At 55.1% G+C, this 17,533-nt stretch carries 12 protein-coding genes; 7 read left to right on the top strand and 5 right to left on the bottom strand.

The annotated features are described in order from the left end of the window. Window positions 1-21 precede the first annotated feature (21 nt). Entirely contained in the window at window positions 22-1,470 is a 1,449-nt protein-coding gene (locus HPY65_17485) for an amidase (protein ID NPU86275.1), read from the bottom strand. A 386-nt stretch (window positions 1,471-1,856) separates the two neighbouring features. Here HPY65_17485 and HPY65_17490 point away from each other — a divergent pair, with 386 nt between their 5' ends. From HPY65_17490 to HPY65_17500, 3 genes are read left to right on the top strand one after another with little or no spacing between them, the layout of a single operon-like run. Beyond that, window positions 1,857-3,449: a ShlB/FhaC/HecB family hemolysin secretion/activation protein gene (locus HPY65_17490; protein ID NPU86276.1), complete on the top strand. Its 1,593-nt coding sequence runs from the start codon at window positions 1,857-1,859 to the stop codon at window positions 3,447-3,449. 22 nt (window positions 3,450-3,471) lie between these two features. Continuing rightward, the gene (locus tag HPY65_17495; GenBank protein NPU86277.1) at window positions 3,472-6,255 is read left to right on the top strand and encodes a filamentous hemagglutinin N-terminal domain-containing protein; all 2,784 of its coding nucleotides are present in this window, start codon (window positions 3,472-3,474) and stop codon (window positions 6,253-6,255) included. Further along, a complete protein-coding gene (locus HPY65_17500; protein ID NPU86278.1) occupies window positions 6,188-6,934 on the top strand; it encodes a FecR domain-containing protein in 747 nt (248 codons plus the stop codon). Before HPY65_17495 ends, HPY65_17500 begins: the two co-directional genes overlap by 68 nt. Window positions 6,935-6,979: 45 nt before the next feature. Here HPY65_17500 and HPY65_17505 read toward each other — a convergent pair whose 3' ends face one another. From HPY65_17505 to HPY65_17515, 3 genes are all read right to left on the bottom strand, one after another. After that, window positions 6,980-9,169, bottom strand: coding sequence for an ATP-dependent RecD-like DNA helicase (locus HPY65_17505; protein ID NPU86279.1), 2,190 nt, complete (start codon window positions 9,167-9,169; stop codon window positions 6,980-6,982). Window positions 9,170-9,418: 249 nt separating this feature from the next. Next, window positions 9,419-10,045: a cysteine hydrolase gene (locus HPY65_17510; protein NPU86280.1), complete on the bottom strand. Its 627-nt coding sequence runs from the start codon at window positions 10,043-10,045 to the stop codon at window positions 9,419-9,421. 69 nt (window positions 10,046-10,114) lie between these two features. Then, complete coding sequence (locus HPY65_17515) at window positions 10,115-10,282, bottom strand: hypothetical protein (protein NPU86281.1); 168 nt, start codon at window positions 10,280-10,282, stop codon at window positions 10,115-10,117. Between the two features lie 361 nt (window positions 10,283-10,643). Between HPY65_17515 and HPY65_17520 the strand changes: the two genes are divergently transcribed. From HPY65_17520 to HPY65_17530, 3 genes are all read left to right on the top strand, one after another. After that, complete coding sequence (locus HPY65_17520; GenBank protein ID NPU86282.1) at window positions 10,644-11,501, top strand: EamA family transporter; 858 nt, start codon at window positions 10,644-10,646, stop codon at window positions 11,499-11,501. Window positions 11,502-11,603: 102 nt separating this feature from the next. Beyond that, window positions 11,604-12,479 (top strand): DMT family transporter, encoded by an 876-nt coding sequence (locus HPY65_17525; protein NPU86283.1) that lies wholly within the window; start codon window positions 11,604-11,606, stop codon window positions 12,477-12,479. Between the two features lie 169 nt (window positions 12,480-12,648). Continuing rightward, on the top strand, window positions 12,649-12,999 hold the full coding sequence (locus HPY65_17530) for a hypothetical protein (protein ID NPU86284.1): 351 nt from the start codon (window positions 12,649-12,651) through the stop codon (window positions 12,997-12,999). An 81-nt stretch (window positions 13,000-13,080) separates the two neighbouring features. On the opposite strand, the gene HPY65_17535 is transcribed toward HPY65_17530, so the two are convergent. After that, window positions 13,081-14,874, bottom strand: a complete 1,794-nt coding sequence (locus tag HPY65_17535; GenBank protein NPU86285.1) for an AMP-binding protein — start codon at window positions 14,872-14,874, stop codon at window positions 13,081-13,083. A gap of 222 nt (window positions 14,875-15,096) precedes the next feature. Between HPY65_17535 and HPY65_17540 the strand changes: the two genes are divergently transcribed. Further along, window positions 15,097-17,418: a hypothetical protein gene (locus HPY65_17540; GenBank protein ID NPU86286.1), complete on the top strand. Its 2,322-nt coding sequence runs from the start codon at window positions 15,097-15,099 to the stop codon at window positions 17,416-17,418. Window positions 17,419-17,533 lie beyond the last annotated feature (115 nt).

Raw genomic sequence — 17,533 nt, forward strand, 5'->3', positions numbered from 1 at the left:
ACGTTAAGAAGTGACTTCTCGTTATCGCTTCGGCCGGACCCGGTCCGCAGCCTGTTCGTATGCAAAGGCAAGCTGGAGGACGGCAAGGTCCGCCCCCGGTTTTCCAATGACCTGCATGCCCATGGGAAGTCCGTCGTTATTGAAACCGACGGGCACGCTGATCGTCGGCAGTCCGGCCAGGGTCGGCCCGATCACCACCTCCATCCAGCGGTGGTAGGTGTCCATCGTCTTTCCGGCGATTTCCTTCGGCCAGTGCAACCCGGCGTCGAACGGAAACACCTGGGCGCTGGGCAGGAGCAGGTATTCGTATTTCCGGAACAGGGTGTCGAGGGCAAGGTACCAGGCACTCCGGTCGACGGTGGCCTGGTAGACGGCATCGCCCTTGATGTCCAGGCCGTTTTCCACTTCCCAGACGGCTTCCGGCTTCATCAGGGCCCGCCACTCGGGAACGCGGTAGAAGGGGCCGGCGATCCCCGCGATCAGGAATCCCCTCAGGGTCAGCCATGTCTCCCACAGGCGCTCGGGAGAAAAAGCGGGGAGGGCCTCCTCCACGATGCAACCGATGGACGCGAAGATCTTCAAGGCCCTGCCGCACAGGTCCAGGACGCCCGGCTCCATGGCCAGATGGCCGCCGACATCCCCCATCCAGGCCACCCGGACTCCCTTGAAATCCCTCTCCAGGGACCGGGTGAAGATATCCGGGTCCTCCCGGAGGGAAAGGGGGGCCCGGGAATCGAAACCGGCCTGCACGGACAGGAGCATGGCGAGGTCCGTGACGTTCCGGGCCATGGGGCCCTCCGTTGCCAGCTGCTGGTAGAAGACGTCGAGGGTCGGGCCGTAGGGAACGCGGCCGAAGGAGGGGCGGAAGCCGAAGACGTCGTTGTAGGCCGCTGGGTTGCGCAGGGAGCCCATCATGTCGCTGCCGTCGGCGACGGGAAGCATGTGCAGGGCCAGGGCAACCGCCGCGCCTCCGCTGCTTCCGCCAGCCGTTTTCGTCCGGTCGAAAGCGTTCAGGGTCGGGCCGAAGACTTTATTGTAGGTCTGCGAGCCCAGACCGAACTCCGAGGTGTTTGTCTTGCCGATGACGATCGCGCCGCTCCGCCTGGCCCGCTCGACGATGAACGCATCCTGGAGAGGGATGTTGTCTTTCAGGATCGGCGACCCGAGGGTGGTGGGAATGCCGGCGGTCAGGGCCAGATCCTTGGGAGCCTGGGGAAATCCGTGCATCCAGCCCAGGTATTCTCCCCGGGCAATCTGACGATCCCGCTCATCCGCCTGACCGAGAAGCCCCTCCCGGTCCTGGAGGGAGACGATGGCGTTGACCTCCGGATTGAGACGGTCGATCCGGGCGAGGAAGGCCTCCATGACCTCCCGGCAGGAGACCTGCTTCCCGTGGATGGCCCGCGACAGATCGACGGCGTCCATGGCCGTGATCCCCCCGCCGCCCTCGGCAAACGGTTTTCCATTCATATGAGCCACCGTCTCCTCGATATCCTTTCTTGTCATCCGGCCGGACCGAGCCCGTCGAGACCCGGGAATCCACGGACTGATGGGATTTTGGAGTAAAACAGGCCGGCGGCGTCCCTGTCAAGGGAGAACCGGCATCACCGACAAAGAGGGTAGCCGTGGGACCCCGGCCGCGGTTCGAGCGTTGAGGAATCCAGGGCCATATGAAATGTTAACAAGCGTAAAAATGCCTATTGTTCTTTTATTGTATTTTGACATATATGTAGGCCCTCGAACAATAATACAGTAGCAACCAAGGCAGGCTATCTGAACAAAGGAGCGGTTCTTTACTTCGGATGCGTCGCCACCTTTCAATACAATCAATCCAAGCCATCCGTGGAGATTTCAAGATGCGTTTGATTCGGCATTTGTCCTGGGTGATTGTCTTTCTCTTCCCTTTTGTCTCCTTTGCCGCCAATCAGTCCGATACGGTCAGCCCCCACTTCGAAATCAGAAATTACCAGGTACAGGGGAATACGATTCTTCCCGCGGACAGACTGGAAGCCATCCTCGCCCCCTTCACAGGCAGGGACAGAGACTTTGGAACCGTTCAGGAGGCGTTGGAGGCGCTCGAAAAAGCTTATCGAAGCGGCGGATTCAACATGGTGGCCGTTGTTCTGCCGGAGCAGGAGATGCATGACGGCGTGATTCAACTGAAGGTCATCGAATACCGCATCGGAAAAATCACCGTACAGGGGAACCGTTTTTTTAATGAGCAGAATATCCTGAGAAGCCTCCCTGCCTTACATACCGGGAAAACACCCGATGTGGACGCCCTGTCCCAGAGCCTGAAACTGGCTAACGAGAATCCTGCCAAAAAGACGGATCTGAAATTCCAAAACAGCGGAGCACAGGAGATCGATGCGACCGTTACCGTGAAGGACGAGAAGCCCTGGAGGATGGGCATGTCCCTGGACAACTCCGGGGACAAATACTCCGGCCGGTCGCGCATGGGGTTCCTCCTCCAGCATACCAACATCGCAAATCTGGATCATGTCCTGGCGCTTCAATACATAACATCACCGGAAAACCTCAAAGACGTCAATATTTTCGGTCTCGGTTACCATGTTCCCCTTTATTCGCTGGGTTCTTCCGTGGACCTGGTCGTCGCCCATTCGAACGTGGATTCTGGCAGTGTGAATGTTGCTTCCTACAATATGGGCATCAGCGGGAAGGGGACCGTACTGGCGCTTCGATACAACCAGAATCTCACCCGGATCGGCGATTACGAACAAAAGCTGATCCTTGGACTGGACTACAAGGCGTTTGAGAACGACGTTCAATATCTCGGATACCAGCTGGGACACGACATTACGGTGCACCCACTGAGCCTTACTTATACCGGGACGCTGAGCCGGATCAATTATTCCGCCGGCTTTTACATCACGGGCGTTCAGAACCTTGCCGGCAGCTGGGACGGCCGGGACGGAAAAACCAACTTCGAGAGCGCCCGTGCCGGGTCCTCCATGGAATACACGATCCTCCGGTACGGCGGGAATTTCATGCTCACGCCGCCCGGAGACTGGCGCCTGCGGGCCGTGGTCAATGGACAGTATACGGAAAACGCCCTGGTGGCGGGCGAACAGTTCGGTATCGGGGGGGCTAATTCGGTCCGCGGATTCCTGGAGCGGGAGTACGCCAACGATTACGGCTATGCGGGGAGCCTCGAAGCATATTCGCCGGATCTGCTCCGGCTGGTCGGTGTCTCCTCCGTCCAGTCGCGCCTGCTTGTTTTCTATGACCGCGGCCAGGTCCGGCGCAACAAACCGCTGGCCGGCGAAACGGTCGGCGTTGAGATGGCGAGCGTCGGCCCCGGATTGCGCATAACGGACGGCAAGCATTTCTCCATTTCAATGGATTACGGCATCGTGATCGATCCGCCGGACGAAAGCACGACCCGGTGGAGCGGCATGTGGCACCTGTCGGCGAGCTTTCTGTTCTGAAGGATGAGGCAAGGAGTTTGATATGAAAACAGACGGCTGGGAAATACGGGAAATCGTCCGGATGACCGGAATCTTTTTTCTCATGGCAATATTGCTTCTCTCCACCGCAGGACCCGTCAGGGCATTCCCTTCCGGAGCGCAGGTAATAAACGGACAGGTCAGCTTCTCCTCGCAGGGGAATATGCTGACCATCACCAACAGTCCCAGCTCGATCATCAACTGGCAGGCGTTTTCGATCGGCACCGGCGAGGCCGTTCGCTTTGTCCAGCAGAGCAGCACCAGCGCCGTCCTGAACCGGGTCGTCGGATTGGAAGCCTCTCTGATCCAGGGGCTCCTGCAATCCAACGGCACGGTTTTTCTCATTAATCCCAACGGCATCGTCATCGGGCCCGGAGCGCGGATTGACGTAAACGGATTCATTGCTTCGACCCTGGGCCTCAGCGACCAGGATTTTCTTGCAAGGAAATACAACTTCACAGCGGGAGCGACGGCTGCAGACATCCTGAACCAGGGTACCATTTCGACGCCTTCCGGCGGGAAGGTCTACCTGATCGCCCCAAACGTCGAAAACAGCGGACTGATCTACTCTCCCAACGGCGACATCATGCTGGCGGCGGGACAGAGCGTTCAGATGGTCGATTCGCTGAGCTCCGACATCGCCGTAGTCGTGAGCGCTCCCAAGGATTCGGCGCTGAACCTGGGACAGATCGTCGCCGAGAGCGGCAAAATCGGGATCTACGGCGGACTGATCGCCCAGAACGGCCTGGTCAGCGCGAACAGCGCCACGGTCGGAGAAGGCGGCAGGATCGTTTTCAGAGCCACAAACGGGATCACCCTGGACACCGGCAGCAGAACGACCGCCAACGGAACCGAGGGCGGCCGGATCGAGATCCTGAGCGAGGATGGGACAACCGCCGTTTCAGGCTCCGTTACGGCGACCGGGACGGACGGCAAGGGAGGCGACATCGCGATCCTGGGCGATGACGTCGAAATTACCGGTGCAGCTCTCGTGGACGCCTCGGGAGGAAGCGGCGGCGGATCCGTCCTGATCGGCGGCGATTACCAAGGCGCAAACGCGGCTGTCCCGAATGCCGAGACGACCTATGTCGGGAGCGACGTCGTGATAAAGGCGGACGCCCTGGATGCCGGCGACGGCGGCAAAGTGGTGCTCTGGTCCGACGACACGACGTCGTTTTACGGTTCCATCAGCGCCCGGGGAGGGGTAAACGGCGGCAATGGCGGAAACGTCGAGGTTTCGGGCAAGAAGACCCTCGTCTACCGGGGGCTCACAGACGTTCGGGCCCCGCTGGGTACAACGGGGACGCTGCTCCTGGACCCGACCAACTACTTCATTCAACCCGTCGGCGGCGACATCACGGGAGCCGACCTGGGGGCTCAGCTCGAACTTGCCAATGTCACCATCCAGACAGCCACGGCCGGGGTGCAGAACGGAGATTTGTATGTCGACGACACCGTGACCTGGGCCAGCGGGAACAAACTAACTCTGAACGCCCATAACGACATCTGGATGAACAACGTCATCACCAATAACGGCGGCGGCAGCCTGGTCCTCCGGGCCGACTCGGACGGCAGCGGCGGCGGGAACGTCTATTTCGCCGGGATCGGACACGTGAACATGACGGGCGGCGGGATCGTGTCGATTTTTTACAACCCGCCCGCCGGTTACGGCACGCCGACGGACTATACGGCCAACGTGACCGGCGTCACGCCGACGGCCTACATGCTGGTCAACACCGTGACGGACCTCCAGAACATCAACAACAACCTCGCGGGAACGTATGCCCTCGGAACGGACATCGACGCCAGCGCCACGACAGGATGGAACGCAGGGGCGGGCTTTCTGCCCCTGGGCGATGACAGCCTGATCGAAGCACAGTCATTCCGGGGAATCTTTGATGGATTGGGTCACACCATCACCGGTCTCTTCATCAACCGGCCCACTTTAAATTACATCGGCCTCTTCGGCGGCTGCACCGCTGCGGCGGTCATCCGGAACGTCGGAATGGAAAATGTGGATATCACCGGCAATTTCCAGGTGGCCGGCCTGGTGGCGCATACCGGCGGCAGCATCGACAATTGCTATGTGACCGGATCGGTAACAGCGATCACCAACACCGTCGGCGGGCTGGTGGCTTTGACCACCGGCAGCGTCACCAACTGCTACAGCGCTGCGGATGTAACGGGGGTCTCTTATGTCGGCGGGCTGATCGGGTCCGTCTATTTTGCGACCGGAACAGTCACCAACAGTTACAGTGTCGGCATCGTGAGCGGTGCGGGCGCCAGCGTGGGCGGACTGATCGGACAGAACGCAGATACCAGCTTCAGCAACGTCACCAGCAGTTACTGGAACACGGACATCTTCGCAGGAACCAGCGCCGGCGGCACGGGAAAGACCACCGCCGAGATGCAGACCCAGGCGACGTTTGTTGGCTGGGACTTCGTGAACACGTGGGAACTCAGCGCGGGTCTGTACCCGAAGATTGTCGGGCTTGCCAGTGGGACGGCAACGCCCGCAACGCCCGCAACACCGACGGCCGGCACAACGACAACGTCCTCCATTGTGACCCTGTCCGATGCGACCGCCACCGGCAGTGTCTCCGCCGCAAACAATACCGTCACAGCGCTCACAACGCTTACGGGCACGATCTCGCCGGAAGGACAGGGAGGCGGCGTCGGGCCCGGGGGAAGTGAAGAGAACCGCAAGGAAGGTGACAATCGTGGAGAAGGAACTCAAGAAACGGGTGATGGGACAGGGAGCAAAAAGGGCACGACGTTTTGCAATTAGCCTGATCGTCCTTTCCTTTGTCCTGCTGTCGTTCGCTAACTCCTTTGCCGGCATGAAGGCAGGGACGGTGACGCACCTGAGCGGATCCCTGTTCGCAAAGAAGGCGGACGGCAAGACCTGGGCCCTGTCCGTCCAGTCCATCGTTGAACAGGGAGACATTCTTATAACCCAGAAAAAGACATATGCCCGGATACGGTTTGTCGACAATGCCTCGATCACACTCCGTCCAAACAGCCAGATGAAGATTTCCGGATTCTACTTCGAGCAGACCGAACCGCAGAAAGACAGAGCTGTTTTCGATCTGATCAGGGGTGGGGCGCGCTCCGTCGTCGGCTTGATCGGCAGGAGAGGAAGCCAGAACAGTTACCGGCTGGTAACGGAAAACGCCACGGCCGGCGTGAGGGGGACCATCTATGACTGCCTGGTATGCAAAGGGGATTGCGGATCCGTTCCGGATGGAACCTATTACTTTGTCATCGAGGGAACGATCAGCGTCAGCAACGAAGGCGGGACACAGGAGGTAAGCACCGGCCAGTATGCGTATGTTCAGAATGCCGCATCAAAACCGGTGATCCTCCCCGGAAACCCGGGAATCGAATTCACGCTTCCCCCCATGACCGAAGGGCCGGCAAGCAGCGGCGGCACGGGCAGTGCGGGAGGAAGCTGCACAGTGCGCTGACGCCGAAGCTTGACACCCCGTTCCGAGATTTCGCTGACGGGTTCTCTATTGCCGCAGTCTCTGCTTCAACAATGTATGCCGCTCCCTGGTCCTGCTGTTCTTGATGGCGATTGCCATGGCCTTTTTGGTTCCCACAATGACGACCAGCTTCTTCCCCCTGGTCACCCCGGTATAAAGCAGGTTCCTTTGGAGCAGGGCGTAATGCTGGACAAGCACCGGCATCACCACTGCCGGGTATTCCGAACCCTGGGATTTATGGACGGACACGGCATAGGCGTGGACAATTTCGTCAAGGTCTGAATAATCGTAGACAATCTCCCGATCATCCATGACCACTTTCACTTCCTTTGCCTCTTCATCAATGGAAGCAATCCTGCCGATGTCGCCATTATAGACCTCTTTGTCGTAATTGTTCACGATCTGCATGACCTTGTCGTTGACCTTGAAGAGACATCCGCCTCGAAAGACTCCTTCTTCTCCGGGATTCAATGCTTTCTGAAGCTCTATGTTCAGATTGCCCGTCCCGACGATTCCCCTGTGCATGGGGGAGAGGACCTGGATATCGTTGACGGCATCGAGGCCAAACCGTTTCGGTATCCTCTGCCGGACAAGCTTGATGATCGTTTCGAGGGCCTTCCCGGGGTCTTCCTGTTCAATAAAGAAGAAGTCGTCCACTTTGTCCTGACCGGACGTGAGGGTCGGCATCATTCCTTCATTGATTTTATGGGCGTTGACGATGATGGAGCTTTCCTTGGCCTGGCGGAAGATCTCATTCAACCGGACCACGGGAGCGATGCCGGAATCAATGATGTCCTCGAGGACATTGCCCGCGCCGACGGAGGGAAGCTGGTTGACGTCGCCGACCATGATGAACGTGGCCGTGACCGGGACAGCCTTGAGAAGATGGTGCATCAGCAGGGTGTCGATCATGGATGCTTCGTCGATGATCAGCAGGTCGCAATCCAGAGGCGATTCCTCGTTTTTCTGAAAGCCCCCCTTCCGCATATTGTACTCAAGCATCCGGTGAATGGTCTTTGCCTCGTTTCCGGTGGCCTCGCTCATGCGCTTGGCGGCTCTTCCCGTCGGCGCGGCCAGCATGATCTTTGCCTTGATGGCCGAAAAGATCTTCAGGATGGCATGGATGATGGTCGTTTTCCCCGTTCCGGGCCCCCCGGTGATGACCATGACCTTGCTCTCCGCGGCACATCGGACAGCCAGGATTTGCTTATCGGCGAGGGTAATGGAGAGTTTTTCCTGAACCCATTCAATGGCCTTTCCGGAATCGATCTTCCGGATGGCCTGGGGTGCACCGGCGAGTGATTTCAGGCGGGCGGCCAGATTGCTTTCCGCAAGATGGTACCCGGCCAGATAAACGGCCTTGTTGTTTTCGTGGAATTCCTGAAAATCCTGATTGATGTCTTCAATCACGATTTTCTTGTCAAAGGCGATTGCCCCGATCGCCTTGACAATGACCTCCCGCTCGATGTCCAGCATCTCCTTGCATTTGCCGATCAGCGGCTCATAAGGGTAAAAGACGTGCCCCTCATCGGTCATTTCATGGAGGACGTAGAGGACACCCGCGGCCGCCCTCAGGTCGGAGTCTTTTGCAAACCCCAGCTTTTCCGCGATCCTGTCGGCTGTGATGAAACCAATGCCAAAGACATCCGTGGCCAGGCGGTAGGGATTCTCCTGCACTACCTGAATCGCTTCATTCCCGTACTGCTTATAAATCTTGGCGGCATAGCCGGAACTGACGCCGTGCGACTGCAGGAAGATCATGACCGCCCGGATTTCTTTCTGCTCTTCCCATGCCTTCCGGATCATCCCGATTCGCTTCTTGCCAATGCCTTCTACATCTGCAAGCCGCTCGATCTCGTTCTCGATGACATCCAGGGTTTGCTCCCTGAATGTCTTGACGATCCTTTTCGCCATAACCGGACCGATGCCCCTGACAAGCCCCGATCCCAGGTATTTTTCAATCCCGTGAACACTGGCAGGGGTGGTTGTCTGGCAGAAGACGATTTTGAATTGTTCTCCGTATTTCGGGTGGTTTCCCCACTCGCCTTTCATCTTGATGATCTCGCCGGGAGTTGGATTGACGATGTTTCCGATGATGGTTACCAGTTCCCGCCGACCATAGACCTTGACCTTGGCGACGGTATAACCCGTTTCCTCGCTGGTGAAGGTGATTCTTTCGATTTGTCCTTGGAGGTCGGTGAGATGATCGGAAGGCATGGGTGTGATGGTTATCCGGTATTTTGGTGATAAAAGGCGCCTCCCGTTGCGTGCGCCATTCTGTGATCCCTGCTGACTTGACAAGTCGGACAGGCTTTGTGCGCCCTTCGCACACCGGTGTGCAGGCTGTCGCCGATTCTATTAATATGCGTCACAGAACAGATTATATCTGACACTGACAACAAATCCAGAGCTCTTTTGAAACAAAATCCCCTATCTGATTCCCTTATATTAAAAAATAGTACTAACTCAGGCAATATTATTCAATATGTTGCTGGAAGTCTCTACAATAAAAAGCTTAGCCATTGTTTTTAAAGAACGATCGTGGGCTTCTTGATCCATAGAAGAAATGCAATCCGACACAACCACCGGATAAAACCCCCTGTTTGAAGCATCCCGTACACTCGATTCAATCCCTATCTCGGTCGCAATGCCTGTAAATAACAGGGTAGTTATGTTCCGGTTCCGCATCATGTATTCAAAATCGGTCCCGATGAAGATACTGGCTGTAGTCTTTTCGATGACAATATCCGTGCTCCGGGGCTGAACCATTTCCGGTATTTCACGTTCTTTCGAACCAAGCTCCATAAAGGGTGGCAACTTACCTATGTCATCTACATTGGAGCGCCTCATCAGATAAAAAAAGCGCCATGAAGAAGTAAAATCCTTATGCATCGGGGTTATCAACGTGTAGATGATCGGCATCCTGCCTCGCAATTTATCTATTAAGTTCTTTATATTGGCTAGAAATTCTTTCTTGTTGAATATCCAATCGACCAGACCGTTCTGTACATCCCAGACAACCAGGCAGGAGTGTTCCGGTTCAACGATCTCCCTGAGGCTTTCATATACGATGATCCCATTTCTTTCTTTCATCTTGCACCTCTTATCCAAATTTTATCAGATCATAGTAACTGCTGCCGATACTAAAAATCCAAGCCGGTTTCAGATGCCCGGTTGTTCCTCCTGAACCGCTTTTCTGAAGATCTGCGATGATTTAAAGGTGACAACGTTTCCCCCTCGGAGCGTTAGGGTCTTCCCGGTCTTCGGACGACTCCCCCGACAGGGCTTCTTTGCCATGAACGACAACCACCGGAAACTGGAGATCATCACGTCTCGCCTCTGGCTGTCAATCGGCATTTAAAATTGACCCACCATGGGCATCCAGGACTGGCCGGGGCTGAGATCTTCGCCATAACTGGACGTTGTCTGCTGACTGCATACTGTCTTGCGAATTGTGTTGCGCGAAATCTCCAAGGATCGATAATCGATACAAGTATCCCCCCTCAATCCTCATTCCGCCCGATTGCCGACAGAGTAAAAAGACGATGGGGAAGGGTCAATTTTGCATGCCAATTCACAATCATCGGGCAGTCTGCCCTTTGTGTACTTTCCGTTCCGGCTCGAAGCGGATTTCTTTCTGTCTTTTTATCTTCTTTCCATAGTAGGCTGCCGTTCATCATGATCGCTTGGAATGGAGAACGGGAATTTGCAGTGGAGCGTCGTTCTTCTCATCCTCTTCGCCGCCGCGCTTCACGCCGGCTGGAACGCCCTGATCAAGTCCGAGTCGGACAACTCGAAAAACACCGTCCTGATCATCGCGGGAAGCGCCATCATCGGGATCTTCCTCCTGCCTTTCGTTCCTCTGCCGCTGCCTCCCTCGTGGCCTTATCTCGGGGCGTCCGTCGTCATTCACATCTTCTATTTCGGCTTTCTCCTTTTGGCCTACAAGAAAGGAGACATGAGCCTGATCTATCCGCTGATGCGGGGCCTGCCGCCGGTTCTGACCGCCGTCGCCGCTTCCATCATGCTGGCCGAGGCGCTGTCCTGGACGGGATGGCTGGGAATCGCGCTGGTATCGGGCGGTGCGCTGACGCTTGCCGCCGAGTACCGCTTCTCCGGAAGGTTCGTGGCGGCGCCCGTTCCGCTGGCCATCCTGAACGCGCTCGTGATCGTCGTCTACACGCTGGTGGACGCGCAGGGCGCGAGGCTTTCCGGCCACGCCTTCAGCTACACGGGCTGGATGCTGTTTCTCCTGGCGATGATCCTCTTCGTCGTGATTGCTTTCGTTGAAGGCCGGCAGATGTTCTACCGAATGGCCAGAGAGTGGAAAAAGAGCCTGATCGGAAGCGCCTGCACCTTCACATCGTACGGAATCGCACTGTGGGCCATGACCTCGTCGCCCGTCGCCCTGGTAGCGGCGCTCCGGGAAACATCGATTCTCTTCGGCACGGTCTTTTCCTTTTTCATCCTGAAGGAGCGCATCACCTGGGTTCGCGGGATGTCGATCCTGTTCATCGTCGCGGGGGCCGTGGCGATCAAGATGTCCTGATTCGGGGAAGCGGAGCGTCCGTTCCTTGTGATTTGATTTTTATTTCCATATCGTTCTAAGAAAGATGAGACTGGAGAAGGGCGGATTCCGGATCAACAGCGTATGTCAGGTTACTTCAAGCTACTGCTTGCCTGCGTCATCTGGGGCATGGGCTGGACGGCAGCCCGCTATTCGGTCGTTCACCTGGGACCGTTTCTCACGGGAGAGTACAGGTTTATCCTTTCCTTCCTGTTTTCCCTGCCGTTTCTTCTTTTCCTGAAATCGTTCCGTTTCTCTTTCAGGACCGTTCTTTACATGATCCCCCTGGCCTTGACGGGTTATTACCTGAACAACCTGGCGGCATACCTGGGCCTCAACTACACGACCGGAACCACGGCCTCGATCATCGTCATGACCAACCCGATGAACATCGCGGTGCTCTCGTACTTCATCCTCAAAGACAGGCTGAACGCGGCAGGCGTTCTCTCCATCCTCCTCTCCGTCGCGGGTGCCCTCATCGTCGTCGTCAAGGGAGACTTCATGTCCATCGTCACCATGGACGTGAACGTCGGGAACCTGCTCATCGTCGGATGCGCCCTCAGCTGGTCCATCTATTCGATCCTGATCAAGATATTGGAAGACAAGGTTACGTCGGTTGAGAACATCACCTATGGAACCCTGTTTGCCGCCATCGGATTCCTTCCGTTCAGCCTCGATCCTCCATCGGCGGGAAGCATCAGCGCTGCTTTGGTTGCGGCACTGATCTTTCTCTCCCTTTTCAATACGAACCTGGCCTTCTACTTCTGGAGCGAGGGTATCAAGGACGCCAACCCGAACTCCGCAGCCGTATTTTTCGGGCTCATTCCCCTGTCCGCCGCCGTTACGGAAAACATCGTCTTCGGGGAGCGTATGGCCCTCTACCATGTCATCGGGGCGATGCTCATCTTCCTGGGCATCCTCCTGTACGTGGTCACGAAGCGGAACGATATCAAGATGTAATCTTATTTGATTTTTTTCACAGGATAGTACGAGCCCCGATTTGTGCAATGTTTGACAAACCGAAAGAGGGGGCTTATTGAATATGACCATTTATCGAATGCATTATGGAATGAAAAGTGTTACGTATCCTCATCGTAAAGATGAAAGAAAACAATAAAGGAGAAAGAACATGGGGAAGATTTTTTTGGCAATTATGGCGGTTTTAATAATGGCAACACCCTCTTTTGCATGGGACCCATCTGGAACGTGGGGCATTGTAGGCCGTACCGATGCCAACCTGCAGGTAGATTGTTCAGGACGTTCTTGTTCATGTACATTCCAGTCGGCCTATGGAAAATTCGAAGCTACCGGTTATGTAAGAGACAACAAACTGGTTCTCGCTTATAATTATCTAACGGAAGTGAGCAGCAATAGTTATGGTTTTATAATCTATGAACGAAAGTCTGATAACAGGATGGCAAAAAGAACTTATGATCTTAATGGAAAGTTAGTTGGAACCGACAATTGGTTCAAGAAATAAGGATCATTATTCCAATAGGAATAAAAAAAGCCGTACCCCATGGCGGGTGTACGGCTTTTTTTCGGGTGTATCCGGCAGGTCTCAATAGAGAGCCAGAAGCGGTTCTCTATATTGTTTGAGGACATTGCTTCTTTTGAGCTTCATGGTCTGGGTCAGCATGCCGTTCGCGACCGTGAAGTCTTCAGCAACAAAAAGGAACTTCTGCGGCACTTCATAACCGCCGAATGACTTGCGCAAATAATCGATAATCTTTTTGGACAGATAGTCCTTCAAATCTTCGCTTTGCAGCGTCTCTTCCAGTGTGTCTTTCACCCACGCCTTGGCATCGGGATCGGCTTTCAGGGCGGCAAAGTCGGGAACGACGACGGCCACGTTGAATTCCTTCCCCTCGCCATAGATGATGGTGTTGGCGACACAGGGCAGAAGCTTCATTTCATTTTCAATGCTTTCCGGATGCACATACTTACCGTTGGCCAGCTTGTATTCGTCCTTGAAGCGGCCGGTGATATGCAGAAAGCCTTCCTCGTCGAACCAGCCGCGGTCTCCCGTGCGAATGCCCGCAAAGCCGTTCCATTGGTCCGGCATCATGACCTCTTCGTTGATCTTGGGCTTGTTGTAGTAGCCCATCATGACCTGGGGCCCGTAAACGCAAATCTCGCCGTCGAGGCTGCCCTCCTCCACGCGGGATTTGTCGATCACGACATTCGTGTGCTTGATGGGCCTGCCCACCGTTCCCAGCTTGTTGCCGAATTCGGTGCAGTTGAGGGTAATGCCGGCCGATGTCTCCGTCATGCCGTAGCAATCGTAGGTCGGCTGGCCGATATCCCTGAAGAAAAGGGCGATTTCCGGTTTTAAAAGTGCGCTGGCGCTGACGATGAATTTCAGATTGCCGCCGAAAATGCCGCGGATCTTGGAAAAGACCAGTTCGTCATAATCTTTGAATTCTTTTGTCTTCTCGGGCAGATCTCTGTTTTTGGCCGCCTCCGCCAGCGCCGCGTCAAAAAACTGCTTTTTCACGGGATCGGCACTCACGGTCTGCATGATGGCATCATAAATTCTGGTAATGATTCGCGGAACGGCATTAATCGCCGTGGGCTTGGATTCCTGGACATTCTGCATGAATTTTTCCAGCGATTCGACAAAGGCGATCCCGCCGCCGCAGTAAAGATAGTTGTGCAGGTCGCAGTTCTGCCCGTAGACGTGCGCCCAGGGCAGGATAGAGATCACCTGCGAAGTCTCGTTGAGCTCGAACGTATCGATGCTGGATCTGGCGGCCCAGGTCGCATTTCCATGGGAGAGCATGACGCCCTTGGGATCGCCCGTGGTGCCGGATGTGAAAATGATGTGTGCAAGGTCCGACCAGTGAGGCTTGACGGAAGGAGCGGGGTTCTGCTTCCCCATCTCCTCCAGGGCGGAAAGGCTTTTGTCCCCGTCACCGTAAACCATGAAAATGTCTTTCAGCGTACCGATTTCCTGCTGGAAATCTTTGACTTTTTCGTAGACGCTCTCGTCCCGGACGAAGAGGAATTTGATCGCCGCGTCGCTGATGATGTATTTCCAGATCTTCGGGAGCTCCTGCAGATACATGGGCACGAATACCCCGCCCAGCCCGTGGACCGCCTGTTCGCAGACGAACCACTCAACGCAGTTGTTGATGATGATGCCGGCTTTGTCGCCTTTGGATAAACCGAGTTTCGCAAGGGTACCGCGGAGGTGATCGACCCTGACGGCAATCTGCCGGCGCGTCAGCCATTCATACTGTCCGGATTCCTGATTTTTGACGCCGAAAAAACGGATGTCCGGCCACTTGATTACGCTTTCTTCGAACAAATCGACCAGGTTGTTCGGGCTGTCATGAATTTCATCCGGGTTCATGTTCTCTCCTTTAAATCCGTCTCGAGGTAACTCTTCGGCCTTTTTCAGGAATGGACATTCTTCCAAAAGGCCACGGGGTCCGCTTGAATCATCAGATGCCTGCCGGGTCAGTCCTTCAAATTTTTTGAGGCTGATTCTATAAACACTGGTCATAAAACGGTCAATTTGATATGTCGTTTCACAAAAAATAATGAATTATTCATAAATCATGAAAATTCCATTGTGCCGGCCCGTGGAACAGCCGCCAATGCAGTAATCACGCGAAAAGCTATAACTTATTTAAATAATGGGGGATTGCAAGACATGAACCAAACGGAGAGAGCGATATCCGCTATTTTATCCACATTTCCAACGGCGGAATCTTTCGAATCGTTTTATCAAATGAACGATAATTCAGAGATCTGTGATTCATTCATTTCGTTTGCCGTCCGAAACGGCGTGATCGACAGCCCGGACATGGAAAGCCTCGAGCAGTTTATTCGCACCCATACGGACAGCGCGGTTACATTCAGGGTGCCCGAAAACATCAATTTCGAGGAACTGCTGAATCGTAAAAAAGAGAGCCTGAACCTGAATCTGTCGCTTCGGGCCTTCTGCAATCGAATCAACACGATCCTGACATCGCACGAGATGGCCTTGCCGCGCGTCACCAATTCCATGCTCATACGATTGAAAAAGGAGCCCCTGGATACGCCGCACAAACGGAATGTTCTGAGAAGTATCGCTTTCTGGCTGGGTTATGAGCGAGCGGATATTTCTAAAAAATGGAACTATGACGCTTTAATAAAACTGTTTCCCGAGAACCGCCGATCCCACAAATACAGCGACTACAGCGAAGGCGTCCGGATCGGTTTTTCCCTCACGAGCCGGGGTGAAGTCATCGATCATGAAATCATCGGGTGGCTGAAGAAAACGATCAAGAACTACATCAACGAGGCGATCGGCCACTTTCTTTACGGCAAATGGGGTAAAGTCAAAGCCTACGATATCACGACATTATACGTGGACTTCCCCAAGGAAAAGGAGGGCGGCAATCTCGAGCATTACAGGCAGTGCCTGTGGAGCGCCGTCAGGCTGGCCCACCAGGTCGCCGTATGCTGGGCGCTGTCGAAATACGCCAGCAACAGCCGGTTTCTGTCCATGGCCATCGTTTCGGGAGATTACGCGACCCTGGACAAGCATCTCCTGCCGATTTTAAATGCAAAGCTGCCCGACGATCCGGTGATCCGCATGTCGGACTATGCGCGGCATGGCCTGCTCATCAACGATATCCGCGTCATACTCTGTCAGAAGCCCGCGGAAACCGGGTTATACAGCGGTGAATCGCTGCCCATCTGGTGGATCACATCCCTGTGGACGACGCATTATTTCGATTTTGTGCCTGATCTGCTCCACGATGAGACGTTGCAAAATACCCCCGCTTCGATTGAAAAGCTGAACCAGCTACTCTGGCCCATGGAAGACGTGGATTCCGCATCCTCCAAAATGACGGAGGAGAATGCGATCACCACTTTTTTCAAATATCCTCACAATTCCATGCTGGGGGTAGAGATCGCGAAAACCCTCTATTATCGAAAACGCTATTCGGAAGCGGCGGAGATCCTCCGAATCGTTCTGTCCATCAACCCCAAGGATCTGGTCGCGCGGACACTGCGCATGATGGTGCTCAGAAGCATGGCGATCGATACGCCTTCGCACCGGACGGCGGCCGCCGTTTATCGCCAGGCCAGGCAGGAAGCCGACAACGTCCTGGAATATTGCGACTGCCGGACGGAAGATTTTTATTGTGAATACGCCATCGTATTCATGACCGAAGCCCTGTCCACCGTCCGATACACACGAGCGCATCCGGAAGCCGTCTCCGATGCAAGAGAATTTCGAAAAATCAAACATGCCGTTTTCAAGGCGTTGGACCAGGCAAAGCATCTTTTTGAAAAGGGAATATCCATCTCCTCTTCCGCAACCCGCTCTTCCTATTTATTGAAAAGCGCCATTATGGTTCAGGCGATTTTGAGAAGCGACGATGAGCTGTTTATCAACCCGATTAAACCGCTTACCGCCGCTCTCGAAGTCGGCCAGCAGGATTCAATGGATGTGCAGTGGCAGGTCGGCCTGCGCCGCGGCGAGCTGCCCGCGCAGAAGCAGGATGAACTGGTTGTAAAGCTGACGATCCAAAAAGGGGCCATCCACGATGTCTCAAGCGGCCTGTTCAGCTACCGGCCGACAACCCAATTCTGCAATGCCGTCGTCCTGTGGGATTTCTTTACGGTTCACACGGTACAGACGGCAAAACTGGTTCGGGAAAAATTGGAGAATGCCATAAAAACTGCCCGGCGGGCAGAGCAGGAAAATGTCTGCATCTATTCGTTTACCCGCTCTTACGGCGAGATGGTTACGGCACAGGAATACATCGAGCACATGCAACGGGCGTTGAAAATGATCGATGAAGAAGTCGGCGGGGACTGGATCGGTCGTGATGATACCGAAATTATTGTGGGAACGACACGGGACAAACCGCCCAAGCTCTTTACCCTCAATTTTTAGCCGGTCGGATCACCCTGTGGCTCCTGGGCGGACAGGTTTTTCGGCACACTGCACGCTTCGGGGACAATTGCATATGCCGATTTCCGACTAAAAAAAGCGGCTGAAGGTGGCGGGC

Source organism: Syntrophaceae bacterium (assembly GCA_013177825.1).
Taxonomy (GTDB): domain Bacteria; phylum Desulfobacterota; class Syntrophia; order Syntrophales; family PHBD01; genus PHBD01.

Excerpts from the sequence above, each read along its gene's own strand:
- HPY65_17485 (NPU86275.1), bottom strand. The coding sequence starts at position 1,470 with ATGAATGGAAAACCGTTTGCCGAGGGCGGCGGGGGGATCACGGCCATG.
- HPY65_17490 (NPU86276.1), top strand. The coding sequence starts at position 1,857 with ATGCGTTTGATTCGGCATTTGTCCTGGGTGATTGTCTTTCTCTTCCCT.
- HPY65_17495 (NPU86277.1), top strand. The coding sequence starts at position 3,472 with ATGAAAACAGACGGCTGGGAAATACGGGAAATCGTCCGGATGACCGGA.
- HPY65_17505 (NPU86279.1), bottom strand. The coding sequence starts at position 9,169 with ATGCCTTCCGATCATCTCACCGACCTCCAAGGACAAATCGAAAGAATC.
- HPY65_17510 (NPU86280.1), bottom strand. The coding sequence starts at position 10,045 with ATGAAAGAAAGAAATGGGATCATCGTATATGAAAGCCTCAGGGAGATC.
- HPY65_17520 (NPU86282.1), top strand. The coding sequence starts at position 10,644 with ATGGAGAACGGGAATTTGCAGTGGAGCGTCGTTCTTCTCATCCTCTTC.
- HPY65_17525 (NPU86283.1), top strand. The coding sequence starts at position 11,604 with ATGTCAGGTTACTTCAAGCTACTGCTTGCCTGCGTCATCTGGGGCATG.
- HPY65_17530 (NPU86284.1), top strand. The coding sequence starts at position 12,649 with ATGGGGAAGATTTTTTTGGCAATTATGGCGGTTTTAATAATGGCAACA.
- HPY65_17535 (NPU86285.1), bottom strand. The coding sequence starts at position 14,874 with ATGAACCCGGATGAAATTCATGACAGCCCGAACAACCTGGTCGATTTG.